The 23,395-nt window shown below is 43.2% G+C and carries 29 protein-coding genes and 3 pseudogenes; 4 read left to right on the top strand and 28 right to left on the bottom strand.

The features are described from left to right. Positions 1 to 33: 33 nt before the first annotated feature. The gene (locus tag P364_RS0112165; RefSeq protein WP_024630398.1) at positions 34 to 243 is read right to left on the bottom strand and encodes a DUF896 domain-containing protein; all 210 of its coding nucleotides are present in this window, start codon (positions 241 to 243) and stop codon (positions 34 to 36) included. A 96-nt stretch (positions 244 to 339) separates the two neighbouring features. After that, positions 340 to 717, bottom strand: coding sequence for a LysM peptidoglycan-binding domain-containing protein (locus P364_RS0112170; protein ID WP_024630399.1), 378 nt, complete (start codon positions 715 to 717; stop codon positions 340 to 342). A gap of 315 nt (positions 718 to 1,032) precedes the next feature. On the opposite strand from P364_RS0112170, the gene lexA reads away from it, so the two are divergent. After that, complete coding sequence (gene lexA, locus P364_RS0112175; protein ID WP_024630400.1) at positions 1,033 to 1,659, top strand: transcriptional repressor LexA; 627 nt, start codon at positions 1,033 to 1,035, stop codon at positions 1,657 to 1,659. Positions 1,660 to 1,771: 112 nt separating this feature from the next. On the opposite strand, the gene P364_RS0112180 is transcribed toward lexA, so the two are convergent. After that, positions 1,772 to 3,073, bottom strand: coding sequence for an aldehyde dehydrogenase (locus P364_RS0112180; protein WP_024630401.1), 1,302 nt, complete (start codon positions 3,071 to 3,073; stop codon positions 1,772 to 1,774). Positions 3,074 to 3,617: 544 nt separating this feature from the next. Here P364_RS0112180 and P364_RS0112185 point away from each other — a divergent pair. Continuing rightward, complete coding sequence (locus P364_RS0112185) at positions 3,618 to 4,277, top strand: CatB-related O-acetyltransferase (protein ID WP_024630402.1); 660 nt, start codon at positions 3,618 to 3,620, stop codon at positions 4,275 to 4,277. Positions 4,278 to 4,917: 640 nt separating this feature from the next. Here P364_RS0112185 and P364_RS38200 read toward each other — a convergent pair. The 8 genes from P364_RS38200 to P364_RS0112230 form a co-directional block, all read right to left on the bottom strand. Then, on the bottom strand, positions 4,918 to 5,445 hold the full coding sequence (locus tag P364_RS38200) for a peptidase G2 autoproteolytic cleavage domain-containing protein (protein ID WP_052016606.1): 528 nt from the start codon (positions 5,443 to 5,445) through the stop codon (positions 4,918 to 4,920). 71 nt (positions 5,446 to 5,516) lie between these two features. Next, the gene (locus P364_RS38205; protein ID WP_052016607.1) at positions 5,517 to 6,212 is read right to left on the bottom strand and encodes a hypothetical protein; all 696 of its coding nucleotides are present in this window, start codon (positions 6,210 to 6,212) and stop codon (positions 5,517 to 5,519) included. Positions 6,213 to 6,436: 224 nt separating this feature from the next. Beyond that, entirely contained in the window at positions 6,437 to 6,913 is a 477-nt protein-coding gene (gene tnpA / locus P364_RS0112195) for an IS200/IS605 family transposase (protein ID WP_236642086.1), read from the bottom strand. Between the two features lie 287 nt (positions 6,914 to 7,200). Beyond that, positions 7,201 to 7,470: a thioredoxin family protein gene (locus P364_RS0112200; protein ID WP_024630404.1), complete on the bottom strand. Its 270-nt coding sequence runs from the start codon at positions 7,468 to 7,470 to the stop codon at positions 7,201 to 7,203. 245 nt (positions 7,471 to 7,715) lie between these two features. After that, positions 7,716 to 7,928 (bottom strand): thioredoxin family protein, encoded by a 213-nt coding sequence (locus tag P364_RS38705; protein ID WP_052017197.1) that lies wholly within the window; start codon positions 7,926 to 7,928, stop codon positions 7,716 to 7,718. Positions 7,929 to 8,254: 326 nt separating this feature from the next. Further along, the gene (locus tag P364_RS37540; RefSeq protein WP_161634212.1) at positions 8,255 to 8,431 is read right to left on the bottom strand and encodes a hypothetical protein; all 177 of its coding nucleotides are present in this window, start codon (positions 8,429 to 8,431) and stop codon (positions 8,255 to 8,257) included. A gap of 155 nt (positions 8,432 to 8,586) precedes the next feature. Further along, positions 8,587 to 9,546 carry a sigma-70 family RNA polymerase sigma factor gene (locus tag P364_RS0112225; RefSeq protein WP_024630406.1) on the bottom strand — a complete coding sequence of 320 codons (960 nt, stop codon included), beginning with the start codon at positions 9,544 to 9,546 and terminating at the stop codon, positions 8,587 to 8,589. A 2-nt stretch (positions 9,547 to 9,548) separates the two neighbouring features. Further along, positions 9,549 to 9,836: a hypothetical protein gene (locus P364_RS0112230; RefSeq protein ID WP_024630407.1), complete on the bottom strand. Its 288-nt coding sequence runs from the start codon at positions 9,834 to 9,836 to the stop codon at positions 9,549 to 9,551. Between the two features lie 226 nt (positions 9,837 to 10,062). On the opposite strand from P364_RS0112230, the pseudogene P364_RS36840 reads away from it, so the two are divergent. After that, positions 10,063 to 11,425: pseudogene (locus P364_RS36840) on the top strand (IS1182 family transposase). 166 nt (positions 11,426 to 11,591) lie between these two features. Next, positions 11,592 to 12,631: pseudogene (locus P364_RS35270) on the top strand (transposase). Positions 12,632 to 12,700: 69 nt separating this feature from the next. Here the strand turns inward: P364_RS35270 and P364_RS38710 are convergent. The 17 genes and pseudogenes from P364_RS38710 to P364_RS36610 form a co-directional block, all read right to left on the bottom strand. Further along, a pseudogene (locus tag P364_RS38710) lies at positions 12,701 to 12,820 on the bottom strand (hypothetical protein); the annotation flags it as partial. A 429-nt stretch (positions 12,821 to 13,249) separates the two neighbouring features. Beyond that, the gene (locus tag P364_RS0112255; RefSeq protein WP_024630409.1) at positions 13,250 to 13,492 is read right to left on the bottom strand and encodes a hypothetical protein; all 243 of its coding nucleotides are present in this window, start codon (positions 13,490 to 13,492) and stop codon (positions 13,250 to 13,252) included. A 138-nt stretch (positions 13,493 to 13,630) separates the two neighbouring features. Next, positions 13,631 to 13,873, bottom strand: coding sequence for a hypothetical protein (locus tag P364_RS0112260; RefSeq protein WP_024630410.1), 243 nt, complete (start codon positions 13,871 to 13,873; stop codon positions 13,631 to 13,633). Beyond that, positions 13,870 to 14,163 (bottom strand): hypothetical protein, encoded by a 294-nt coding sequence (locus P364_RS0112265; RefSeq protein WP_024630411.1) that lies wholly within the window; start codon positions 14,161 to 14,163, stop codon positions 13,870 to 13,872. Before P364_RS0112265 ends, P364_RS0112260 begins: the two co-directional genes overlap by 4 nt. Positions 14,164 to 14,328: 165 nt before the next feature. Continuing rightward, on the bottom strand, positions 14,329 to 14,511 hold the full coding sequence (locus P364_RS0112270; RefSeq protein ID WP_024630412.1) for a hypothetical protein: 183 nt from the start codon (positions 14,509 to 14,511) through the stop codon (positions 14,329 to 14,331). A gap of 307 nt (positions 14,512 to 14,818) precedes the next feature. Next, positions 14,819 to 15,316 carry a hypothetical protein gene (locus P364_RS0112275; RefSeq protein WP_024630413.1) on the bottom strand — a complete coding sequence of 166 codons (498 nt, stop codon included), beginning with the start codon at positions 15,314 to 15,316 and terminating at the stop codon, positions 14,819 to 14,821. A 626-nt stretch (positions 15,317 to 15,942) separates the two neighbouring features. Continuing rightward, a complete protein-coding gene (locus tag P364_RS0112285) occupies positions 15,943 to 16,272 on the bottom strand; it encodes a hypothetical protein (protein WP_024630415.1) in 330 nt (109 codons plus the stop codon). Further along, positions 16,250 to 16,606, bottom strand: coding sequence for a hypothetical protein (locus P364_RS0112290; RefSeq protein ID WP_024630416.1), 357 nt, complete (start codon positions 16,604 to 16,606; stop codon positions 16,250 to 16,252). The genes P364_RS0112285 and P364_RS0112290 overlap by 23 nt, the downstream gene beginning before the upstream one ends. An 88-nt stretch (positions 16,607 to 16,694) precedes the next feature. Then, a complete protein-coding gene (locus tag P364_RS0112295) occupies positions 16,695 to 17,006 on the bottom strand; it encodes a hypothetical protein (RefSeq protein WP_024630417.1) in 312 nt (103 codons plus the stop codon). After that, complete coding sequence (locus P364_RS0112300; RefSeq protein WP_024630418.1) at positions 17,003 to 17,221, bottom strand: hypothetical protein; 219 nt, start codon at positions 17,219 to 17,221, stop codon at positions 17,003 to 17,005. The genes P364_RS0112295 and P364_RS0112300 overlap by 4 nt, the downstream gene beginning before the upstream one ends. A gap of 197 nt (positions 17,222 to 17,418) precedes the next feature. Beyond that, complete coding sequence (locus tag P364_RS0112305) at positions 17,419 to 18,537, bottom strand: hypothetical protein (protein ID WP_024630419.1); 1,119 nt, start codon at positions 18,535 to 18,537, stop codon at positions 17,419 to 17,421. Then, positions 18,537 to 18,941, bottom strand: coding sequence for a hypothetical protein (locus tag P364_RS0112310; RefSeq protein ID WP_024630420.1), 405 nt, complete (start codon positions 18,939 to 18,941; stop codon positions 18,537 to 18,539). Before P364_RS0112310 ends, P364_RS0112305 begins: the two co-directional genes overlap by 1 nt. A 178-nt stretch (positions 18,942 to 19,119) precedes the next feature. Further along, entirely contained in the window at positions 19,120 to 19,302 is a 183-nt protein-coding gene (locus P364_RS0112315) for a hypothetical protein (protein WP_024630421.1), read from the bottom strand. 10 nt (positions 19,303 to 19,312) lie between these two features. After that, positions 19,313 to 19,516: a hypothetical protein gene (locus P364_RS0112320; protein ID WP_024630422.1), complete on the bottom strand. Its 204-nt coding sequence runs from the start codon at positions 19,514 to 19,516 to the stop codon at positions 19,313 to 19,315. Between the two features lie 220 nt (positions 19,517 to 19,736). Next, entirely contained in the window at positions 19,737 to 20,120 is a 384-nt protein-coding gene (locus P364_RS0112325) for a hypothetical protein (RefSeq protein ID WP_024630423.1), read from the bottom strand. A 106-nt stretch (positions 20,121 to 20,226) separates the two neighbouring features. Beyond that, positions 20,227 to 20,640, bottom strand: a complete 414-nt coding sequence (locus P364_RS0112330) for a hypothetical protein (protein WP_152532701.1) — start codon at positions 20,638 to 20,640, stop codon at positions 20,227 to 20,229. A gap of 103 nt (positions 20,641 to 20,743) precedes the next feature. Continuing rightward, positions 20,744 to 23,329 carry a DNA polymerase gene (locus P364_RS36610; RefSeq protein ID WP_063870637.1) on the bottom strand — a complete coding sequence of 862 codons (2,586 nt, stop codon included), beginning with the start codon at positions 23,327 to 23,329 and terminating at the stop codon, positions 20,744 to 20,746. Between the last annotated feature and the right edge of the window lie 66 nt (positions 23,330 to 23,395).

Genomic DNA, 23,395 nt, shown 5'->3' on the forward strand with positions numbered 1-23,395 from the left:
CCTAAATATCATATATGATATCATTAGGTTTCCTTAATGTTTGAGTTTGCCTTGGTGGCCTTGATCATTCTCATCATCTACAATTTCAATCGTATCCAGCTGCTGTCTGAAATTGCTTCGAATGTTATTCAAATAGATCTCTCTAAGCTTGGCACGTTCAGCGAGCTCTTCCTCTGTCAATCCAGTGGATTTTTGCTTACGGGCCAATTCATTAATACGTGCTACCAGACTATCTATATCCAAGCTTGTCCCCTCCAAAAATACAAAGTCTTATTAACTTTGACATGTTAAAGGCAGCTTGTCAAGCTGACACGCATTAGCGCGTGTGAATATGCAGTTTTATTCTGTGAATTGTGGCAGTATTAAGACTTGCCCCACCTTTATTGAAGTTGACTGAAGTTGATTCACTTTCTTAATTGCTTCTATATATACACGTGTATCCATCGTTTCCGGTTTATGATCCAATGATATACTCCACAGCGTATCTCCTTGTGAAACTGCCATCTTTCCTCCAGGCAACAAATCGTTCTCATTGCCTGCAAATACTGTTAGCACTGTACTGCAACCAACCAATATAATTAATGATACAATTATAAATTTCAACACCCAGGTTGGGATATTACCTTTTGCAAAAACCTTTTTAAAATTTCTTATGTTAGTTTCAACCACTTCTGAATGCACCGGTTCGTAAATGCTTTGATAAGTAGAATATCTCATTAAATATCGACCTCCAAACGTTTGTTCCTATCCGTTGAAATCAATATAACACGAACACTTGTTTTGTACAATAACTTTTTTAGAACAATTGTTCGCTTTTTTTATTGAGTTCTATCACTCATCTTTCTTCTACTATCTTTCTTCTATAGTATGGCACTATCATTTGCAGTATTTGCTAAGATGCAAAATTAATTTTCATATAAATTCGCAAAAAAACATTGATTTTATGGCATTTTATTTAGAACTTATGTTTGTACGAACGGAGGTTCTATGTTATAATTTTCCCAAACGTTACTAAAATGGGGTTGATACGGTATGTCGAAGATATCCAGCAGGCAACAGGCTATTCTGGAGTTTATACGCAATGAAGTCCGGTTGAAGGGGTATCCTCCTTCCGTACGCGAAATTGGTGAAGCCGTTGGATTGGCTTCCAGCTCTACAGTACATGGACATCTGGATCGTTTGGAGAAGAAAGGTCTAATTAGACGTGACCCAACCAAACCAAGAGCCATTGAGCTTCTCAGCCAGGAAGAGTCAGAGCATTCACATCAGTTTGCTCACAGCGTTGCTCGCATTCCTGTCGTGGGTAAAGTTACTGCAGGGGTTCCAATCACAGCAACAGAAAATATCGAAGATTATTTCCCTCTTCCTACGCATTATGTGGGCGAACAGAAAGTATTTATGCTTTCGGTCGTGGGAGACAGTATGGTTGAAGCAGGCATTGTTAACGGAGATTATGTTATCGTGCGTCAGCAGCAAACTGCAGATAACGGCGATATCGTAGTAGCCATGACTGAAGACGATGAAGCAACGGTAAAAACGTTCTACAAAGAGAAAGATCATATTCGTCTTCAACCGGAAAATTCGACTTTTGAACCTTTGCGTTTGAAACACGTTAGCATTCTGGGCAAAGTCATTGGGCTTTTCCGTGATATTCATTAATATGTTTTGAAGCAGCTTAGATGTTTCACAATAAGATACTTAAAGAGGTTGTCCCGTTGAACGGGACAACCTCTTTTTTTGCATATTGCTTATATCGTTTTACGTTAGCTTACTATTCGCTGCGTTTAAGAATGCTCTTATGATGAGAAAACACATCAAAGCTCTGTCGACCATGGTAGGAACCCATTCCACTTTCTCCTACTCCGCCGAACGGAAGATAATGTGAAGTCATATGAGACAATGTGTCATTAATGCAACCACCACCAAAAGATACTTGATTCAGAACCTGATCCTGCAGAGTCTGATCCTTAGTGAAGAGATATAATGCAAGTGGTTTTGGACGGCGAACAATCTCATCTAGCATAGGATTGAGGTCGTTAAACTTAAATACAGGAAGGATCGGACCAAAGATCTCTTCTTGCATCACAGGGGATTTCCAATCCACTTGTCCCAGTACTGTTGGTTCAATAAGCAACTGATCACGTTCAGAACGTCCCCCAATTAGTGCTTTGCCATCTTGGAGTAACACCGATAATCGGTCGAAGTTACGCGCGTTGACAATATGCGGAAAATCTGCGTTTTGCATCACATCATCTCCGAATTTATCCTGAATCTCTGCATCGATCAATTCCAGTAATTTGTCATGTACATTCTCGTGTACAAGCAGGTAGTCCGGAGCGACACAAGTTTGCCCTGCATTCAGAAATTTACCGCGAACAATGCGCTGTGCTGCCAGCTTCAAATCTGCATCTTGGTGAACAATGACAGGACTCTTACCACCTAGTTCCAATGTAACGGGTGTCAAATGCTCAGCAGCAGCCTTCATAACGATGCGGCCAACACCAGTACTGCCTGTAAAGAAAATATAATCAAACTTTTCCTTCAACAATGCTGTACTTGTCTCGACTTCCCCTTCCATAACAGCCACGTACTCCTTGGGAAATATCTCATTAACCAAATCATATGTCAGACTTGATACGGTTGGCGTTAATTCAGACGGTTTAATAATGGCACAGTTACCTGCAGCAATGGCTCCAATTAGAGGACAAAAAGCCAATTGGAACGGATAGTTCCATGGTGCAATAATAAGAGCAACTCCATAAGGTTCAGGATAAATCAGGCTTGTGCCATGAGGTATAGCAGAATTTGTAGGCACAGGTTTTGGTGTAGCCCATTCCTCCAAGTGTTCCAATGCAAAATCCAGTTCACCCAACACAATGCGAATCTCTGAGCCATAAGCCTCTGTTTCGGATTTATTGAGATCCGCACGAAGCGCGTCAAGAATACGTTGCTGATACTTCTCAATTCCCTGTCTTAATTGCTGAAGAGCACGAATACGGTACTCAATCGGCTTGGTCTGACCTGTATAAAAAAATGTCCGCTGTGCGGCAACGAGTTGTTTCTCTTGTTCCATATTAACATCTCCAATTAATTGTTCAAAATTTAATTTCTAAAAATATAAATGAATTATACCGTAATTATATGAAACTATCAACATATAGATACTGTAAAAATTGAGGAAGCAATTTTAAGTGTCTTCTCGTTTTCTAATATCACTTTAGTTAGATACCCATTCTATCTCTCAATGCCTACATAAAGCTGCTTTAAAATTCCAAAAATCTTGCCTTCACCCTGTCAGCTTCCTCTTTACATTCTTATTCCGTTCCTGTTTTACTCTAACATGATGTATCCATCCTTCTAAATGGTGGACACGTGTTCTGTCTATATTTTCTCTACCTGAATTTTTTCTTCATTATATACAATTTGAGCGAGAATACTTACACACATATCTTTATGAGAATAGGATTGACAAAAAAAGAGGTCATTGCTATAATCGCCCTCATATCTTAAGGAAGGATGATTCAGATGATTCGTCGTCTAAAAAAACTAAAGAATGTGGCTACCGTATCACGCTTCTAAGTTACTCGGCAATAAAACTTAGAAGCGAGGAAACTAAAATGAATATAAACCAATTTAATCACTGGTCTGAAATTAAGTATTTAAAAGACATTGTAACCAACCCATTCATCGAAGTTGGCGATTACTCTTATTACTCCGGTTATTATGATATCTATTCTTCTTTTGAAGATGGATGCGTAAGATATTTATGGGGAGATGACAAATCGAGGAGTTTATTCAACCCCATTGAGGAATTTGGTTGGCAAATAGATCGATTAATTATCGGTAATTATGTATGCATCGCAGCTGGTGTCGTTATTCTTATGGGAGGAAATAACAATCATCATGCGGAGTGGATCACTGTTTATCCGTTTGCACATCAAATTAGCCATTCCTTCTCACCCAAAGGAGATACCATTATAGAAAGCGATGCATGGATTGGCATGAATGCCATAATTATGCCAGGTGTTACCATTGGTGAAGGTGCGATTGTTGCAGCAGGCTCAGTTGTAACAAAAGATGTCGCTCCTTACACGATAGTTGGTGGCAATCCTGCAAAAGAAGTAAGGAAGCGTTTCTCAGAAGAAGAAATCATGAAGTTAAAAGAAATGCGCTGGTTTGATTGGAAAAGAGAATCGATTGAAGCAATCGCTCACTTACTTTCTAGTTCTTCTATTAACGAGTTATATGAGCACTACTTATCAGAAATTAAGGAATGAGATCCTTTAGATATAAAGCTAGGTAGAAAAGTAGTCTACCTAGCTTTTTTGAATTCCCTCAACTACAAAAAGAAAAAAAGAAAAACCCCTCAGCACTAGAGCGCCAAGGGATTCGGCTATTAGTATAACGTGATATATTGATCGCGTTCCCATTGGTGGACTTGTGTACGGTTTATGTACGTTGGTTTCATATGTTCACATATCTCAATAAAAACGGGCATTTCTAGGGATAAATTACAGAATAGCACATTCAAATTTGATCATAAGTTTTCATAAGTTGGGGGACGTTTGGGGGACGTCTCCTATAAAGCTATATGAATCAAATACTACGGCTTTACAAAATAAAATTGCTTAAAAGTTACTATATATAGAAGAAAGAAATCAAGCCTTCGAATAATCCCTGGCTCGACTAATTATAAAGTAGCTGCAATTATCTCTTCAATCTTAATCCAACTGTAATCTTCTTCGTTTCTGACAAGTTTTGACCGTCCTGTTTGGCCTGTCAATTGATGCGACTAAGCCCTTTATCTTTTCATCGTCAAAAGATTAAACACCGTCAATGTGACGATCCAAGAATACAAAAAAGCCAATCTTCTGGAAGACTGGACTTATAGTTATTTAAAAATATTTCAAGCTCCGTTTATTTGACAAGAACTTTAATCTGGTTGGCTCCTGTTCTTGCTAATACTCGGAACCCTGCAGTAGCAGCAGTTGCAATTCCTTCTTCATTAGGTCGGCAGTAACTATCCAACTGACAGGTTCCATCATCCCTCACAAGGAGCTTACCCATCATTCCTATGACTACCCATTCCATTCGATCTATACGGGAGACGTACTCGCGTGAATGATCATAAGAGGTGCTAATGACAGCACTGTTGATTGTATAAGCTGGTACTATAACTTCTCCTCGCTCATCCTTTTGCTCCGGAACCACTCTGTCTTCGTATTGGATCTTGCCCCATTCGTCTGTTTCATATTTGCCAATCCAATTTAGGTGGCTGGCTCCTCCTATAAATGACGGCCTCGCACTGACAATACCTGCAACATAGTCATCTCTGTTTGTTGCTTTCCTAATTTTTTCACCAACCGTTGTTACGAAATATCCCGGTTCAATCGGCTGCCCATCTAGAGTTTCAAACATTTCGGCGTAATTCGCAGCAGGTGACATAACAGTTCCATCAATATACGGATTACCGGTTGAACCTTGGAGTACGGCGGCTAATCCTGGGCGAGAAGCCTCTAAACCATTGGCCAGATGCCAAGAGATAAGATATAAAGTTTGACCGGCGTATCCCATAATATGTGAAAAAGGGTGGTCCGACTGAACAGTTGTAACGCCGCCTTCTGCATGAGAACCAACACCACTCGCTCTTGCTCCGGATCCTTCTGAATGAGCAGCATACCCATCCGCTGTGTTATTTCCCTCGGCATGGGCATACTGAGCACTTGCCATGATTGCCCCTCGGCATGAGAAATAAATCCAGATGCTTGTGATAAATACCCTTCCACGTGAGAAGGCTCACCCGTAGCAACACAAAGGTAGCCTTCGGCATGGGAGTTCAAGCCGATAGCCTGTGTCATAGACCCTTCACTGTGAGCATTATTTCCGCTAGCTACAGTAAATTGACCTTCGGCATGGGCAGCGTGCCCTGAGGAAACGGTAAGGTAGCCTTCGGCGTGGGACCCATAACCGGATGCTGTTGTATAAGCTCCTTCAGCATGGGCCGCATCGATTGTAGCCAGCGTCATATACCCTTCTGCGTGAGATGCAGCTCCCGAGGCGAGTGTGTGGCTTCCTTCCGCATGTGCTGCTGATACACTTGCTGTCGTCTGGTATCCTTCCGCATGAGAAGAAAACCCGCTTGCGGTAGTCGTATTTCCTTCGGTCTCAGAGCAAAGTCCCGATGCATTTTGATTACACTCTGAATCTGCCATTACCATTCCTCCTAAATTTAGATATAATGTACTCTATTAAAATTTAGAAGGATTGGACACTGCATTATCCCCTTACACAAATTCCTGTTTTAGGAAAAATCAAAACCACCTGTATAACGGGTGGTTTGTTCTGCGGCTGAAAGCCTTTGTTACTGGCCAGAACTAAAAGGGCGTTGAAAGTTCGCCAAACGCACTACTTTTTCGGCTACCCCTAAAGGGGTCCTCTATTTCTTCTTCTTTCGTTGTTCCTTTGTTTCTTCTCCTGTAAACGCATCAATATACTCCGCCATTGTTATTTGTTCCGCGACAATATCTTCCTGCAATTTGTTTTGGATATATTCTTGTATCACTTTCTTGTTCCTTCCAACGGTATCCACGTAAAATCCTTTACACCAGAACTTCCGATTCCTGTATCGATACTTTAAATTTGCATGTCGGTCAAAGATCATCAAGCTGCTCTTTCCTTTTAAATATCCGATAAACGCTGATACACTAAGCTTCGGTGGGATGCTCACCAACATATGAATGTGGTCTTTGCATGCTCCCGCCTCAATAATCTCCACGTTTTTTCTCTCACATAGTTGTCTTCGTATTTCCCCAATATCCTGTTTTAATTTCCCGTAAATAACCTGGCGTCTGTACTTTGGCGCAAACACGATATGATACTTACAATTCCATTTTGTATGTGCTAAACTGTTCATATAATATGATATCTGTATCCCTCCTATAGTCGCTAAATTCGGTTGGCGAACCAAATTTATTGTAACATTAGGAGGAATTTTTTTTCATACATCGCTGAAAGCTATCCCGAACCATACGCATAGCGTATGGTTTTCTTTTCAGAAAAAAGCCTTGAGTATCAAGACTTTTAATGCAAGCATTTTAAGTTCACCTTGCACTTAAGTGAATTTATTACATTACTTCTTATATTATATGGGGATTGATCTGGATGCCAACGCTAGTACCTTTTTCAGACAAACATGTATTATTACCCTAAGTAAAATTTAATGTATTCTTCTAATTGGTCTAGCCAAGCGTCGATTGTCTTCTTTGCTAGAGCACTGCTGAAACGCCCTAGTTCTCTCTCTCCGTGGCTTACAACCACTGTCGGGATGATCTTTACTTCCGTGTGAATGGAAGGATCATACTCAATCCTAGAAACGCTGACCTGCTGTCGTTCCTGAGCAATCTTGTCGAGAGTCTTCTGGAAGCGTCGGCAGTGACCGCAGTCGTTGCTGTAATAAAGAGTCAGGTTCATTCGTCACCGTAATCATTCGGGAACTTATAGAACTTTCCGATAGTTACTGTCCATTTACCGAAGTACAAGCACACGTAGATATTTCTCTTGCCCATGTGGTCGTTAGTGTTGAAGTTAGCTCCTAAAAGGAAAGTTTGGTTGTCATATACCTCAATGTTCCAGCCGTGATAGTCTCGTTCTCTCATATTCGTTCCCCTTTCTATTAGGCGCGGATTGCTATTTCTACACAGGAAGTAATCACGTGCTCAGGCGCATTGCCAGTGAAACGCCCTACCTCTTTGCCTTCTTTTAAAGACCACCGTAGGAACGCTCATAACCCCGATTTTCGAAGCAGCCTCAGCACCGATAGTAGAATCAACATCAATCCCACGCTCGACAGTAACCTTAGAGAGTGTTGGAGCAATTAATTTACATGGAACGCACCAAGGTGCATAAAATTTAATGATGTCATTTGACAATTCCTCCGAATATGGGTAAATAAATACGCCTCCTTACTTAGTAGTTTGTGAATGCTTCAGTGAAGGCTTCGAGTAGTTGCAAGCCATCCTCCTTAACGTCCATTCGCATTTTCCGTGTTTGTTGGGGAGTAGACTTCAACCATGTATGTGATAATGTCGTTTCCAGCTTCATCATCATCCGGTACGATGTTCTTAATCGTCAGCACTTTCACGATGTATTAGACCATGTGGTTACTCGTCTCATTTCCGACGATAATCTTGTCACCTACAGCGTACTTCGCAGATACGATAATGTCTGCCATGTGGTTCTCACCTCCCTTCAGGGATTAGTTGAGACCCTCTTCGGGAGTCACCACAGCAGTCTTCAGACCGTCAACCAACTTAACTGCGGTCTCGACTTGGGCAACTTGTCCATGGAAGTCACTGCGGTGAGCTTTGGCTTTAGTAAGAAGCTCTTGGTGATGAGCAATGATTGCTTCCGCATCCTGAGCGATATGTTCCATACACCGTGTTGCAGTCGAAACTGAAGACCAAGTAAAGCATCCTTCGTGTCACTTCATGTTCAGCCCAAGCCAGTTGTTCAACCAGTTCCCTGTAAGTAGGTGCTTGCAGGGTTACCTTTTTACCGAAAATGCCTTTTACGATGTTTGCGATTGATTTAAGCACCTTGTTGGCTGGCTTTCTGACGGATATAATAGAGAACCCTTGTCGAGTAGGTGGAGGTGTCGTAACCACAGACCTCAAGCAGTTCCGTGATATCTTCGATGCAGAGGTTCTCATTACGCTCCTTGGTTTCCTGAGCGAGAACGGATATCTCCCGTTCATACTTGGAAGGAATCTTGGTTTTCTCTTCTTTTACGTCAGACTTACGGCTCTCGATTTTACTTCTAATTCGAGCCAAGGTACGGTTAATCGTCATCGGGTAAACGTTAAGACGTTCCGCAATCTGTGTATTGTTGTTGCTTGCGTCCTCCAAGACTAAACACATGACCTTCTTCTCGAAATCCGTGAACATAGGGTCTTCTAGTAATTGCTTTACATAGAGACGATTGGTAACTTCTTCTTCAATACTTCTCTCGTCCTTGTTGGCGAACTCGAAGTTTTCCATACCGTCGTAGTGCTCAAGTTCATCACTGAACATCGCAATCTCTCGGTAGCGTTCGACAGTCACCTTAAGCAGTTCGGACATTTCATCCTCGGCGGGGCGATACCCAAGGGATTCCTCAATCTGGGCCATCCTCTTAATGAGGTCAACTGCACCACGACTTAACCGGACAGACTGAGAGTCACTATAAAGAAGTTGATTGATTTCCCAGAGAATGGGGCGCACGACAAAGGTCGTAAACTTAATGCCCCTATCAAAGTCAAAGTCTCTAATAGATGTGAGTATTCCGATACACGCGTGTTGGTACAGTTCGTCCTCGGTGATACGAAACTTTGAAACAAGTTCCTCGACACTCCCTTTAAAATGCTTGATGATCGAGAAGATAAAGTCTCTATTAGCTTTCAAGAACTCGCCCATGAGTTCTCTATCTTCTTTACATGCTTTCAGGAGTTCTATATTGTGCATATCCTTCAGGTTGTCTTGCCTAAGATGTAGGTAGTTGGGACTCAGCACTATTACTTCACCTCGAACTTTCTGTCTTCTTGTGCAGCTTTCAAAAAGTTCACTACCTCACCATCTGCAGTAACCACGACACTATCCTCGTTGACTGTAAGAGTTTTTTTGAAATCGCTCCACTTCAATTTCGGTCCTTGAGGTTTTGCGAAGCCGTTTCTCTCCATAAATGCTTTGTACACAGTGTCATCCATCGTCTTGATTTTCTTGTGGTTGCCTGTGGCTCGGGCATCTGTTACCTCAATATCCAATTCGTTATCGGCTATCTCGGGGGTATTAACAACACTCATTTATCCCATCTCCTTCCGGTATTAAACCGTGTTATTTGCTTCATACTCTAGTAGTCGCGCTATGTATGGTATGAGATGCGAACAAAAAGAAAAGACCCCTTTCAGGGTCTTCCAGGCTGTCGAGAAAGTCTCGACAGCTATCTTTATATCCAAACTATTTAAGACGACACCGCGTTAATGTTGTATAATATAGGTAACTATTTTTATAGAATGGATGGTGTTCTACATGCTACGCTCCAACCGAGAAAAACAGCAATCTTACGGATTTGTTTCCATAGAAGATTTGGTCCCACAAGATCATTTACTCCGTAAAGTAGATAAATATATTGATTTTTCTTTTATCGATGAAATGGTTCGCCCCTTATACTGTGCGGATAACGGACGTCGTGCGATAGATCCAATCGTATTGTTCAAAATGATTTTTCTTGGTTACTTTTACGGCATCCGTTCTGAACGACAACTGGAACGGGAGATTCAGATGAATCTAGCTTACCGCTGGTTTTTAGGACTCGGGTTGACCGACAAGGTCCCGGACCATACAACCATTAGCTGGAACCGGCGAACTCGCTTCAAAGATACAAACATCTTTCAGGATATTTTCGATGAGATTGTCATGCAGGCCATTTCGCATCGGATGGTCGGCGGACGTGTTCTGGTGACCGATTCAACTCATGTTAAAGCGAATGCCAACAAGCACCAATACACCAAACAGAAAGAACTGCAAAATACCAAAGATTACGTGGACGAGCTTAACGCCGCTGTGGCGGAGGACCGGAAAGAGCACGGAAAAAAGCCCTAAAACCTAGAGAGGAAGTGACTGAGGATAAAGAAATTAAAGTGAGCAAGACCGATCAAGACAGCGGGTATATGATTCGAGACGGTAAGCCCGAGGGCTTCTTTTATCTGGACCACCGCACCGTGTTTATGCCAAGTACAATCTTATTACGGACGTGCATGTCACGCCGGGAAATGTTCAGGATTCTGTTCCCTATTTGTCGCGTCTGGATCGCCAGCGAGAACGTTTTGACTTTAAAATCGAAGCCGTTGCCCTAGATTCGGGTTATTTAACCACGCCCATTTGCCGAGGATTGCAAAGCCGAAAGATTTTTGCAGTGATTGCCCACCGAAGATTTCATTCCAAGCAAGGGTTGTTTTCGAAATGGAAGTTTACATTTGATGCGGAGCGAAATCGTTATGTCTGCCCTGCAAATCACGAACTGAATTACCGCACAACGGATCGAAAAGGCTACCGGCAGTACACGTCAAATCCAGAGCATTGCAAGAACTGCCCCTTGCTGGACCGATGTACGCAATCCCGAAACCACCGGAAGGTGGTGACCCGGCATGTCTGGGAAGACAGCAAGGATTGGGTACGGAATAACCGACTCAGCAAGTCAGGCAAACAGTTGTACCGCAAACGAAAAGAAACAATTGAGCGAAGCTTCGCGGATGCTAAAGAGCTCCACGGGTTTCGCTATTGCCGTTTGCGAGGGCTACTAAACGTCAGGGAACAAGCACTGATGACGGCAGCCGTGCAGAACATGAAGAAGATGGCGATCCACCTGGATCGCCTGGAGAAACGGGGATAACCCCCCTATTTCCCAATTTTACATCTGCCAAAACAAAAAGAGAAACCCGATGTCATGAAAATGACTGGGTTTCTCGACAGCTATTTTTTTATACATTTAATTCAACACGACACCGCGTTAATGTTGTATAATATTAGTAAATAAACGTGCGGAAGGGTGTACAAATATGTTGCGTTCGAATCGAGAAAAACAACAGGCTTACGAATTTGTTTCCATTGAAGAACTGGTTCCTCAAGATCATCTGCTCCGTAAAGTGGATAAGTATATCGATTTTTCTTTCATCGACGAAAAGGTTCGTCAGGTTCTACAAAACACCCGTGATTATGTGAATGAACTTAATGCTGCCGTAGAGGCCGACCGGAATGCACATGGAAAAAAGCGCTAAAACCTAGAGAGGACGTGATAGAGGAAAAGGAAATTAAAGTGAGCACAACAGATCCTGGACAGCGGTTATATGATACGTGATGGGAAGCCGGAAGGATTTTTCTACTTAGACCAGCGTACTGTGGATCTGAAATACAACATGATTACGGATGTACATGTGACCGCTGGAAATGTCCATGATTCTATACCGTATTTGTCACGTTTGGATCGTCAACAACAACGATTTGGTTTTAAAGTAGAAGCCGTTGCTCTGGACTCGGGGTACTTGACTTCACCCATCTGCAAAGGGCTGCAAAGCCGAAATATTTTTGCCGTTATTGCTCACCGAAGATTTCACCTGACCCAAGGTTTATTCCCCAAATGGAAGTTCATATATGATGCACAGCGCAATATTTATGTTTGTCCGGAAAAGCACGAATTACCGTATAGAACGACCAACCGCGAGGGATACCGACAGTACACCAGCATTGCAAGAACTGCCCGTTATTAAACGAATGCACACGATCTCGAAACCACCGAAAAGTGGTGACCCGTCATGTCTGGGAGGACAGTAAAGAGTGGGTGCGAGGCAACCGGCTCAGTCGATCCGGGAAGTATATCTACCGCAAACGAAAAGAGACGATTGAGCGAAGCTTCGCGGATGCTAAAGAGCTCCATGGGTTTCGCTATTGCCGTTTGTTCGGACTGCAAAACGTCAGGGAACAGGCCCTGATGACGGCAGCTGTGCAGAACATGAAGAAGATGGCGATCCACCTGGATCGCCTGGAAAAACGGGGGGTAATCTCCCCTATTTCCTTTTTAAACCGACCACTTAAAATATGAGAAACCCCGTACTTTGAAAAAAGTAGAGGGTTTCTCGACAATCTGAAGACCCCTTTCGGGGTCTTTCTATTACTTCAGCGGATAGGTTTTCTTGCCGACCTTGAGTCGCTTTTTGGCAGACTCAGACGGTTTGATAAGGATTGCTCGATATGGTTCAATGACCATCGGCTCTCCGGTCTGAGGATTCTTGACATGCTTTGCGTCTTAGTCCTTGGGTTCGAGATTAAAGGAATTGATAAGATAGATTCTGCTACCTTGAACCAAGTTTTCGAGAATAGTATGTAGGGCCAATCTCGATATTAACTGAAGGGTTTTTCAGGCTACCCTTAATCTTCATATATCTCTGTTGTGGCGGGGAGTACCTGAAGCAACCCTGTGTCGCCGTGAGTACAGGTAGTACCCGTCTCAACCTGAATCATCGCTAGAATAGTATAAGGACTGACCCCGTAGGTCTTGCTGTGTTTTACAATAAGTACAGCAAACTTGTTAACGTTAGACTCGCCGGAAGAATGTCTAATCCCATCAAGTAAGGCGTATACTGCTTGCATGCGCTGTGTACAAGATTTTGATGGGCGGTCACGAACTCGTTGTTCGTCATGTCTCTTACGTTAGTTGTCATTAGACAATGTTCCCTTCAGCTTCAAGAACTTCCAACAGGGTCTCGTAAGAAGGCAGGTTGATTACTGTCTCTTCAATCCAGTGTTGGAACATATCGAACTTATCTTCAGAGACCAATTTCTCTTCAGTGATGGAACTCAGGAAAATACTCTTCCCGTTCGCTTGGAAGTGAATCTCCTTCGTGTGCTTCTCAGGAACTTCTTTAAGTAGCAAACCTGAGGCTATTCTGTGGTCAATGTTCATCTGTATCACTCTCCCTTTACTCTCAGTAGTAGAGTTATGTAGGGAGAAAGATGCGAAAGAAAAAGAGACCCGAAGGTCTCGAATTTCTTACAATTCACCTCAATCATTGGAAGAGGATACTTTGGCGTAGTTGCGTAGCTAAATTAGGTCTAAACAGGCAAAACAGGAGTTAGCTTTTTTCCTGATAGCGTCGATATTTTCGTTCAATTTGATGTCCGAATTGTACAGGTCTCCGTAGCTTTCTTTCAGGGCATCCAGTTCCGCAGAGATAAGGCACTTGCCCTCCCCTTCAAGCACATTGGTATAATCCAGTCCCATATCAGAAACAGCCTTCCTGTTGTTCTGAAGAACTCCATAAACGTCCCTGAACTTAATTTTCATCGTCTTGTCCTCCTAATCGTGCTGAGACGGTTTGTGTAGTCTGCTGAGAAGCAGTCCTGAAGACACTGCTTGTTACCTTCAATAGAAGCCTGAAGCCCAGGGGTGGAAGATACGTTAGCGTCCATGATGCGTTCTAGCAATGATTCAAGCTGATTCTTGTTCCTGCGAATTACGTCTACCGTGGCGGGCGACACATGCCGCATGGCTTGCTCCATATTCCGGATAGCACTCTCAATCATCTCTACTTGCTCTACTACAACTCCAAGAGTGTAAAAATAAGTCCTTTCCATTTTATCCCTCCTAGTAATATGCGTTTAAAATGTCTTAGCATTTAAAGATTTACTCCACCGTTAATAGATGACTTCCATTTACCTTTTTGCCAAAACACGAAGTCATCTATAGAGTCAGTTTTTAAAACACCATTCATGGCGTACCTGCATTTTTTTCTTATAGATCTAGTCCTTCGAGCGACGAATCATCTTCTTTGCTTGCTTCTGAGCGGTACGACGGGTGGCTCGGTTATAAGCCATAAAGGGGATAGACTTGTCCAACTCCCCTGCTTTAATCAAAGAAGCCACATCAGATATCAACAGTGGGCTATTTCCCAGAATCATTGCGTTTTCGTTTTTGTCCATCATCAGTTTTACCTTCTTTCGCTTGAGAGTCTTTGTACCTTTACTTCTTGCCGCCCTTCTCACGATAGAACATGCCACCCTTCCATGCGGGGCTATCCTCACCACGGAGCACAATAGGTACGAGTTTAATGACGTACAGGTGGATCTACTTTTCGTACTTTTTGTTTCTTCTGTCCGTTCTCGTTCACTTCATCGGTAGTCGTTCTCAACTTGTTTGTTGAGTCCTTCAACCTTGGTCTATCCTTTTGACAATGGAATCACTTCTTAATGTATGGTGTGCAAACTCCTTAATTAAGAGGGACAGTGTAACCTAGATGGAAGGAGCGAACTTAAAAATTTGGCAGATACAGTCGGGGTCATCGCATCCGTTAGCATTAGTGTTCCGATCAGGAAGGATCTCTTGGTGCTCATAGTACCCTTGAGCTACGACCGTGATGATACGGTCTTCATCGTGCATACGTATGATGGCTGAATCTCCTGCTCCGATGAAGTGGAACTTACCTGCTTCTAGTTCTGCCTGTGCGGCAGAAACCAGACCATCCTGAATCTCTCCGTCGGTAAGTTGTCCGGCATTTCCGAAGTATTCAAAACCCTGCGGGAACAAAGGGACTGCGAAGGCTTCTTCTGACTTAAGCGTTTGTTGAGCTAAAGTGCTTTCTAATTCCTCGACACGTTTCGATAAGTCTTTATTTAACTTGACCGTCTCGTCATAGCGCGCGGCTTTTTGGATGATGGCAAGAAAGTCACCACCGTTCATGCTAGGCACTACAGGGAAACCGAAAGGCTTAAAGGAAATCTGTTTTGTCATTGTTGTTACCTCCGTTGTTTGTTTTACTGTCCCTATAGTGGTCGCTCCATACCAGTTGTTAGTTGCGATTGATTCTGTAACTTCGTCGTGCTCCGTTCCCATGACAACATTTTCGTACTATGTTCGGTCAAAAGTAAAGCTAGTTTAGTGTTGCGGCTAAAGCATTCGACTTCGCCGTTAGTAATACGTGTGAAGCTGGCATTCGGACCCTCGGCTGCAGCTTTGTTCTTGTAAGAATCTCTCATTTCACCAAAGTATTTATCATTATATACTTTGTCACTTTCCCGTAGCTCAATATATTCGTCGCTCCTTAGCACTAAGCATGTCCACATCCGTCTTAGCAGAAACCCGCCCGTCTACTTCTACTAGAGTAGCTTCTGCCAATCAGGTGTTTCTCCCTTGTCTATCGATGACATGTCCATCACAAACCAGACCTCCCAGATAGTTAACGAACAACTACTAGAAGGCCTGAATATTAGCTATTATAGGCTTGGAACGTAGGTCATCAACGTGAGTAGCCGCAGAAAAGAGTAAGTCTCGATAGAAATTCGTGCGGGGGTAAAACTCAGCAAAGAAGTACATCAAAGAACCTTAGTGGGCAGGATTAGAACCTATCCAGGCTACTATTAAATAGTTGTGTTATTGGTAGGCTCTGTTGCCTCCTCTTTCACTTCTTCCGCTTTTAATGTCCAGTATGCCACCTTTGTAAAGTGAACCCCTGATACCTCACCCAAGATGTTTTCTACGGCGAATACTTCACCTTCCTTTTGATACTTACGGAATATTTTCTTGTATTCATCCTGTACGTCTTTAGCCGCCTTGAGGATTATTTCCACAGGCTTGTCTACGCCATCCTCGATAATCTTACCTTTAAGCTTAGGGTCAATCTCGAACCAATCGACCCTCTTAACTTCACCATTGTCAAGGAAAAAATCAGCTGTTATCTGAACCCTCATTCTTAAAGTCACCCTCTTCGTCTATATACTGGTAGTCTTTAAAGTCTTTAATGTGAATCTCAATGCCCTCCATCCATTCACCTTGCTCGTTAAGCATCTGTTCGATCTCCATGAGTTTCTGAAGGTTGTACTTGCTAACCGGAGGAACGATAGATTCCTCGCCCTCGTCGTACCGAACCCACCACCTGCGGACAGTCTCGATAGTAAATGTCTGATTGATGAAGTTTCCGCAGTGACTGCACCACAGCACCAACGCCTTATCACATTCCATCTCTTCAGGTGTAAAAGAAGAACGTGCCCCACAGTGGGGGCACTTGTTTAAGAATCCTATCATTTATGTCACCTCTCTATAATGGTCAGCGTATGATTAGCGGGAGTTACAAAGTCCTTTCTTCAGGTCTTCAAAACTAGTTTTAAACCTTTTACTTATTTGCGCTCTTGTCTGCTAAGCTGTGGGAAGGTTTAATGAAGGAAGCAAGCAATGCAATACCTGCAAAGATTTGCGGTAAAGCGGAAGCGGGAATTGTTGTGTGGAAAATAGCACTCAGCGTACCAGCCACGAATGAACCCGCAATGAGTTTTAACCCGAAGCCGATAACCCAACCTACCAAGAGAGCAAACAAAGTTTTAAGTAGAATAATACTAATAATAATTGCTAACGCTCCTGCAACTCCGACTGCTCCTGCCGCACCAATACCCAAACCTGCCAATAACGCTCCGACTACTTTTTTCATTGTCGAATCTCTCCCTTAAAGTATTTGAAGTAGTCATGCTCATCACTTAATGGCTCGTACTTGATTCCGTTATCGGCGGGATATGGCTCAGTGTGAATTACTTTTAATTCCTGAATCTCTTTAGGTATTCCATTAGGGTAAGCCGCACAGGTCATGTTCTCCCGTTCGTCCCTATTAAAGTGCTTGCAGAATATGCAAGGAATTGTAATATCCATTATAAAAATCCCCTCTCCATTGCTGCCAATTCCATCTCTTTCGTATACGTGACTGATTGAGTTTCTTCTATATAAAGGAGCTTCACTCAGGACAGGCAAGGCAACGTAAGACGCTTTTAGGAAGTTTGCTCCCTCTTACAGAGATATAGTGCTCGTTATTAAAGAGATGATTTTATGAAACACATGTTGGCACATTGTTACCACCCCTCACATTTGAATCCACCGTACTGCTCGTACCACTCCCATATCTTCGCATCAATAGGCACTCCGGTTATCTTGGCGGTGAATGTTTCAGGCATCATTTCAATAGGAAACCACTTGGTCGCATAATTACAAAGGTGGTTCGCAATATACGTCGATTCCGCATTGGTGAGGATTGTCTTCGCTCCGTAGTTGTCAGGGTCAAGGGCAGAGTACGTATAGAACTGTTGTGCTCCAATGTTGTGATAATGAAGCCAGTGCCCAATCTCATGAATGACCGTCCTCAGTTTATTAGGAGAAGACTTCTGTCCAGTATCGTATTCCATCTGAGCGATGACATCCGCGTTGGCGTAGTCATACGTCTTACTTACAACAACCTTTCCAGAGGAAGGGTCAAAGTATCCATTCGCACCATTACCGTTCTCAATCTTAATTGTTAGCTTATGCTTCTGAATCATATCAGCGAAGCCGCCGCAGGTATTCAGGAGTAACGCCAATGCTTCGGTCACATAGTTAGCGGCATCAATCTTCTTAGCGAAGTTTACTGACACTCCTAAGTTACTTGCCCACTTCTCAGCTTCAACAACGGAAGTAAACGGTTGCCACGTAACAGGAAGCTGTATGCCACTTTCCGGTGCGTCCGGTGGTTGTTGGTCTTCGGCTGGCTCTTCGGGCGGGTCAGGGTAGTTACCTAAGTCAGTTGTTCCGGTGAGTACAAGGTTAACGTCAGGCTCAGTAAGGAAGTGGAACATCAACTCAAGGTTCTTTCCGTCTCCGTGTGGTGTGTGGTACTCGAACAGGAACTCTTTACCTGCCACCACTGGATGCGCTACCTGTAAGTACAAGCCTTCCTCGTAGTTCTTGCAATGAATGTTCTTGGCGAGTACCTTTCCGTCCACAGTTAAATTCCAGTAGTCTTCGACGGTATTCATGTTCGTTCTGATGGATACCGCATAGAACTCAAGGTCATGGGACATTGTAAAGGTATCTTTGATCATCCTATCCCCGTTCGCCTTAGCAGGAACCGTGATTGCCCTGCCCACAAAATGAGGGTGAGGTTTGGTAGGGTAGTAGGGTGGGTCTAGTCGCCCACCGACAGCATAACGATCGAACACTACTGACCCTCCTCAGTCTTGGAATCCATTATCTCTGTAATCACCCTAAGACGGAACCCACAGGTTGCTTTGAGGTCCTGGAACTCTTCCATAAATTTATCCTTGTGATGTTTTACAAGTGCCAAGCGCGTAAAAGCATCCTTGTTTTCACGGTATCTGGCCTTCTTTCCAGCAAGATGCTTACCCCTGTGTTCGTGGTATTGCTTAATCCCCCTTATTCTCTGGTCACAACAAGTGAATAGATGATTACTGCTACATATTTTTTGGAAGGTCTTACCGCTTTTCTTGCAAACAAAATCCTGTTTTACTCTGGGTTTGTAAGGCGCAACGAAGGTCATACCCCCTATTTTTTTAAAGTCAGTTGTCAAGTTAGACCAATTAATAGTTGAAATTTTGGGTATCACTTTATCTACTCCCATCTGTCGGAGAAGTTTGTATAGCCAAGTACGGAGGGTGAAGATACCTTCTCTTTCCTATGGCTGGCTTTGTTCTCATATCTTTACGAATTCCTATGTAATCTCTGAGCATTCTCCAACCTTGACCAAGTTTCCTTAACCATAATACTTACTGAAGATGATGGAACTAATCGTCTTCACTGACGCCCTTCTTCAGAAAAACACCGCCAACAGAGACGTATCTTAAACCAGCGTATTTTTCCTCAGCTACATCGTTCGAGTCATCCCAAAGGGCATTCATCTTGTTTGCGTCCTTGATGGTGTTACCGCCCATGGTAAGCAGAATCTCTTGCAATGGCTCAGCACTCATGTGTTTCCTCCTAGTGTAAAATAGTTGGTTCGCCGTTCATCTGCTCAACTTGATTCATGACTTGCATCATCTCTTGAGCGAAGGTGATAATCATTGCTGCGGCTATATCAGAATCGACTTCCTCTTGCCGACCGCCATTCTTAGCGATGTTCTTTGCCGTGTGAGCAACCTTACCTGCGATGATTTCTGCGTATTGTTCTGTTGTCATCTTCAAAGCTTGTCGCCCCTTTCTCTATAGTGGTCGCTACATAGTCTCGGATAGTTGCAAAATCAAATTTTCAAGGAAAGGAGTGCGAAAGCAGAAACGCCCATCTTCTTGCTCAGACCTAACTGCCCTTCATAATCAACTCAAGAGTGGATGGAAAATCCAAAGGACGAATACTCGACCGCTCCGTAGTGACGGTCTTCCTTGTTCCGTTCAATGTCTCCGGTTCTCATACGCTGAATGTCCCCGCTTTACGTCCAACCTGAAGCTTGTTAGATTGCAGGATGTAAAGGAGTTGAGCAGTTGTCACAGAACCACCGAACTTACTTTCAATCTCACGAGTCAGAACATCTTGAGCACGTTCAGGTCTCGGCAGGATTGCGGCAGGTTCTTCGACCAAAGTGTAGCTGTGAATACCGTCACCCAAGTTGTCAACACGAATCTTGTAGCCTTGCTTGTACAGTTCTTGGAGACGTGCCGCCCAACGCTGGCTGATTTCGTACATTTCGTAGTTAGCCAATCCTTTAGAACCTGCGTTACGCAGTGCGTTCAGCACCATCGCTCGTTGAGAAGTACGCTTCTGCGTATTAGGGTTGAATTTTATTGTTGTCATGTGTCCCTGGCTCCGTTTCGATTGTTTGTTTTGCCTTACACTCACAGTAGTCAAGCCATCGACGTAAAAAGGTGCGATAAAATAAAAAGACCCCCGAAAGGATCTTTTAGGTCTTCTTGGCTTGGACTCTTGAGGTTAAGTTAACCATCGCCAGAGTAGGTACAGAAGCCGAAACGGGCGGCTGGACTTGGTATGGCTTGTCTCCTATAAAGGCAGTAGCGCCATTACCGGACACCGCTATTGTTACGTTTGCCTCCTTATCTACTGCCTCAATGACAAGCACCGTTCTTGGGTTATCGTCGTGGATACCGCCCACCTTGGCGTAAACAGGGCATCCTGCCGCTGTTAATCTACTTGCGATATGCTGAACCAGTTCGGAGGTTACATGCGTATGGCTGGTCTTATACTCCCCTGCGTTTAATGTGATGGGGTAATCCGTTCCGTTGACAGTAACGACGATGTTGTCATTAGCTCCAGTTTTAATCTCTGTTTCTTGGGCAAGAGAAACGTTTCCCCACACCCTAATCCCTGAAGCTGTTGCCATGTTATCACTCCTTTCAGACTAGTTATCTTCAATATAAGGTACTTACTTTAGTTAGTAACAAATAACAAAGAAGCCGTTATTATGCGGCCTCCTCTTCTTCCTCTTCGTCAGCCTTCTCAGCAAACATACCGACTTCATACTCGATACCGAACTTGGAAAGCTTCTTCTTAACCTCTTCCTCGAAGATATCTCTCCAATCCAAAGCACCTTCGTTCATAAGACGGATTTGCTCTTGCGAGAAGTTGCCGCCCCAATAAGGAGATACCTCAATATCCGATTTGAATTGGACTCCTGCATCGTTAGGGATAACATTAGCCATCGTATCTGTAATCGCCTTTAGTACGGCTAGATCAACGGTCTCAGGGGCGTCGAAAATCAACTCGTCGTGTACCTGAAGGACAAGGTGGATATCATCCTTCTCAAGTTGAGAAACATAGCCGTTAATTACCCACTCACGACGGTTTAAGCACGTAGTTCCGTCTGGTCGTTTAGGGTAGAACAGTTCCACCATCGCCTTCTTGGATTGGTCAGCGCTTGAGCCCTGGATTTTGGCATTACAACTCTGCCGCTTGCACTTTTCAATTTTCCAGTGCCAACCAGAACGCTTCCACAGATCCTCCTGTTTAGCTTCAGCAATGGTCTCACCGAATCTGCGTTTGCGTCCAAGAACAGTCTCAATGTAGCCCTTCTCCATAACCTCTTTGTGGGTTGTTCCTTCCCACCTAAGGTAGTTAGGCATGGAGGACTTAAAGCCGTCAATCAGTTCCTTTGCTTCCTCTTTACTGGATTCAATTTGGTCACTTAAGCCCAAGTCCGTAATACCGTAAATTACACCGAATACTACGGACTTGGTTTTCTTACGAAGTAACTCAAAAAATGTGGAAAGGCGTTCAATGGTCGGACGGACAATCTCCGTAGTAGAAGAGTTAGTGCCCTGTTCTTTACTGTTCATATAAGTTATTGCATAGATAAGTTCATGAGAACCTGCATATTTCGTAATCGCTTCATCTACGTTAATGCTGGTCTCTTCTTCTGAATCCCCCTTGTAACCCCGAATCGTCTCGAACATATCATAGTCGAAGCTGTGAATCTGGCATGTTACCCGACTGTGCATATCAAGCCCTAGCTTGAAGATATCAATGAGGGTTTGTTCCTGAGTAAAGATAGCCAACCAGCGCAATTCCTGTTGCGAGAAGTCTCCGCTGACCAGTAGTCTCCCACTAGGGGCACGGAAGGCATAGCGAATCAGGTCAAATTTAGATGGAATTTGCTGAAGGTTTGGTGCTGAACAGGAAACACGTCCAGTCCTTACCAGTTGGTTGTAGGAACAGTGGATGATTCCTTCTACCGTATCGTCAGGAAGCTTATTACAGAAGGCATCAATTAGCTTCGACAGCCCACGGTATTCTAGAATATAGTCGATAATTTTGTGAGTCTTATCACCAAGGGTCACGGTTACCTTCTTATTCCTTGTAAGTACCTTCTTACTTGTAGACAGCTTAGGTACTTTACGCTTTAGGTCTTTGTCGTAAACCATTTCAGTCTCAAGAATCTTATGCTCTACATATAGTTTGCTGGCTAGTTGTGCGGGAGAGCCTAGGTTAAACTCTTCCACTACTTCGTACTCTTCCTTAAACTTAATCCCTTGTCGCTGTCGGGTTCGTGACTTAATAAGAGTAATCGTTCCGCCTAAGACGGCGAAAATATCAGCCTTAAGTTCGTCCAATTTCTCTTGTAGAACTTTACCAATAATATCTTTCAGAAACTTGGAGTCTAGCTCTACTCCCCGTCGTTCTGCTGTAGCAAAAACAGCCAGCAATGGCATCTCAACTTCTCGGAAAAGACGGTAAACTCCGTCAAGTCCAAAAGATGGATTTTCCACAATGCTTTTTTGATATCTGAACACCCAATGAGTCATGAATACGTCATGGCAAGCATAGTAGTTAGCAAGCCTGTGAGGTATACTATCAAATGGAATCTTGTCGAACATGTTACCGAACTTAAAAGTTGGGCGGCTAAGTTCATCATGGCTCAATTTACCTTGCTCGATTAGCCAAGGAAGAGCGTAAGAGTTGTACCATTCCTTCAGACCTTTTGGTTTATTTTCGTTTAATAAACCGCCCATAATCATCGTGTCCCAATAGATATTAAACGTAATGTCAATATCTGCCCAATTCTTGAGTGCGTGAATGTCAAACTTTGCGTTTGCCATGACAATCATTTCCTCTTCTTCTAACAACGGTTTAAGAGCGGTTGATACCGTATCAAAAGACAAACATTCAACATTTATCGACATTTCATGTAAAAAAGGGCGCATGGGTATATTAAAATACTCTTCTGATTCAAAACCTATGGAAATTGAGATTAAAGTGTCCCGCCAGTTGTTTAGTCCATAAGTCTCAGTGTCGAGATAGACATAGGCATCGCCTTGATACATCGTTTTATATGCTTTGTAGTAGTTGACTAATCGCTGAAGTAACTCAGGAGTATTGATGAGCGTGTAATTGTCAGGCATGACGATCGATGCTTCTACGTCTAAGATTTTCTGTTCTTTCTTAGTGAGTTTCTTCGCCTTTTTAACTATTTCTGTATTCCTAGTGCGTGTGGTTCGGGCAGACTTCTTTTCGCCCTTAGTTAAAATGTTGATGACTTCGTTATCTGACATACTGGCCCTCCCTATCGATATGAAAATAACGTTGTAATGAATATTATTGACTGTCGTGTTTAAATA

The organism is Paenibacillus sp. MAEPY2 (assembly GCF_000499205.1).
Classification (GTDB): Bacteria; Bacillota; Bacilli; order Paenibacillales; family Paenibacillaceae; genus Paenibacillus; species Paenibacillus vandeheii.

What these genes read in the sequence shown, in the direction of transcription:
- P364_RS0112170 (WP_024630399.1), bottom strand. Translation starts at nt 717, where the DNA reads ATGAGATATTCTACTTATCAAAGCATTTACGAACCGGTGCATTCAGAA.
- lexA (WP_024630400.1), top strand. Translation starts at nt 1,033, where the DNA reads ATGTCGAAGATATCCAGCAGGCAACAGGCTATTCTGGAGTTTATACGC.
- P364_RS0112180 (WP_024630401.1), bottom strand. Translation starts at nt 3,073, where the DNA reads ATGGAACAAGAGAAACAACTCGTTGCCGCACAGCGGACATTTTTTTAT.
- P364_RS0112185 (WP_024630402.1), top strand. Translation starts at nt 3,618, where the DNA reads ATGAATATAAACCAATTTAATCACTGGTCTGAAATTAAGTATTTAAAA.
- P364_RS38200 (WP_052016606.1), bottom strand. Translation starts at nt 5,445, where the DNA reads ATGTCACCTGCTGCGAATTACGCCGAAATGTTTGAAACTCTAGATGGG.
- P364_RS38205 (WP_052016607.1), bottom strand. Translation starts at nt 6,212, where the DNA reads ATGGCAGATTCAGAGTGTAATCAAAATGCATCGGGACTTTGCTCTGAG.
- tnpA (WP_236642086.1), bottom strand. Translation starts at nt 6,913, where the DNA reads ATGAACAGTTTAGCACATACAAAATGGAATTGTAAGTATCATATCGTG.
- P364_RS0112200 (WP_024630404.1), bottom strand. Translation starts at nt 7,470, where the DNA reads ATGAACCTGACTCTTTATTACAGCAACGACTGCGGTCACTGCCGACGC.
- P364_RS37540 (WP_161634212.1), bottom strand. Translation starts at nt 8,431, where the DNA reads ATGGAACATATCGCTCAGGATGCGGAAGCAATCATTGCTCATCACCAA.
- P364_RS0112230 (WP_024630407.1), bottom strand. Translation starts at nt 9,836, where the DNA reads ATGAGTGTTGTTAATACCCCCGAGATAGCCGATAACGAATTGGATATT.
- P364_RS0112255 (WP_024630409.1), bottom strand. Translation starts at nt 13,492, where the DNA reads ATGAACATTGACCACAGAATAGCCTCAGGTTTGCTACTTAAAGAAGTT.
- P364_RS0112260 (WP_024630410.1), bottom strand. Translation starts at nt 13,873, where the DNA reads ATGAAAATTAAGTTCAGGGACGTTTATGGAGTTCTTCAGAACAACAGG.
- P364_RS0112265 (WP_024630411.1), bottom strand. Translation starts at nt 14,163, where the DNA reads ATGGAAAGGACTTATTTTTACACTCTTGGAGTTGTAGTAGAGCAAGTA.
- P364_RS0112270 (WP_024630412.1), bottom strand. Translation starts at nt 14,511, where the DNA reads ATGATGGACAAAAACGAAAACGCAATGATTCTGGGAAATAGCCCACTG.
- P364_RS0112275 (WP_024630413.1), bottom strand. Translation starts at nt 15,316, where the DNA reads ATGACAAAACAGATTTCCTTTAAGCCTTTCGGTTTCCCTGTAGTGCCT.
- P364_RS0112285 (WP_024630415.1), bottom strand. Translation starts at nt 16,272, where the DNA reads ATGAGGGTTCAGATAACAGCTGATTTTTTCCTTGACAATGGTGAAGTT.
- P364_RS0112290 (WP_024630416.1), bottom strand. Translation starts at nt 16,606, where the DNA reads ATGATAGGATTCTTAAACAAGTGCCCCCACTGTGGGGCACGTTCTTCT.
- P364_RS0112295 (WP_024630417.1), bottom strand. Translation starts at nt 17,006, where the DNA reads ATGAAAAAAGTAGTCGGAGCGTTATTGGCAGGTTTGGGTATTGGTGCG.
- P364_RS0112300 (WP_024630418.1), bottom strand. Translation starts at nt 17,221, where the DNA reads ATGGATATTACAATTCCTTGCATATTCTGCAAGCACTTTAATAGGGAC.
- P364_RS0112315 (WP_024630421.1), bottom strand. Translation starts at nt 19,302, where the DNA reads ATGAGTGCTGAGCCATTGCAAGAGATTCTGCTTACCATGGGCGGTAAC.
- P364_RS0112325 (WP_024630423.1), bottom strand. Translation starts at nt 20,120, where the DNA reads ATGACAACAATAAAATTCAACCCTAATACGCAGAAGCGTACTTCTCAA.
- P364_RS36610 (WP_063870637.1), bottom strand. Translation starts at nt 23,329, where the DNA reads ATGTCAGATAACGAAGTCATCAACATTTTAACTAAGGGCGAAAAGAAG.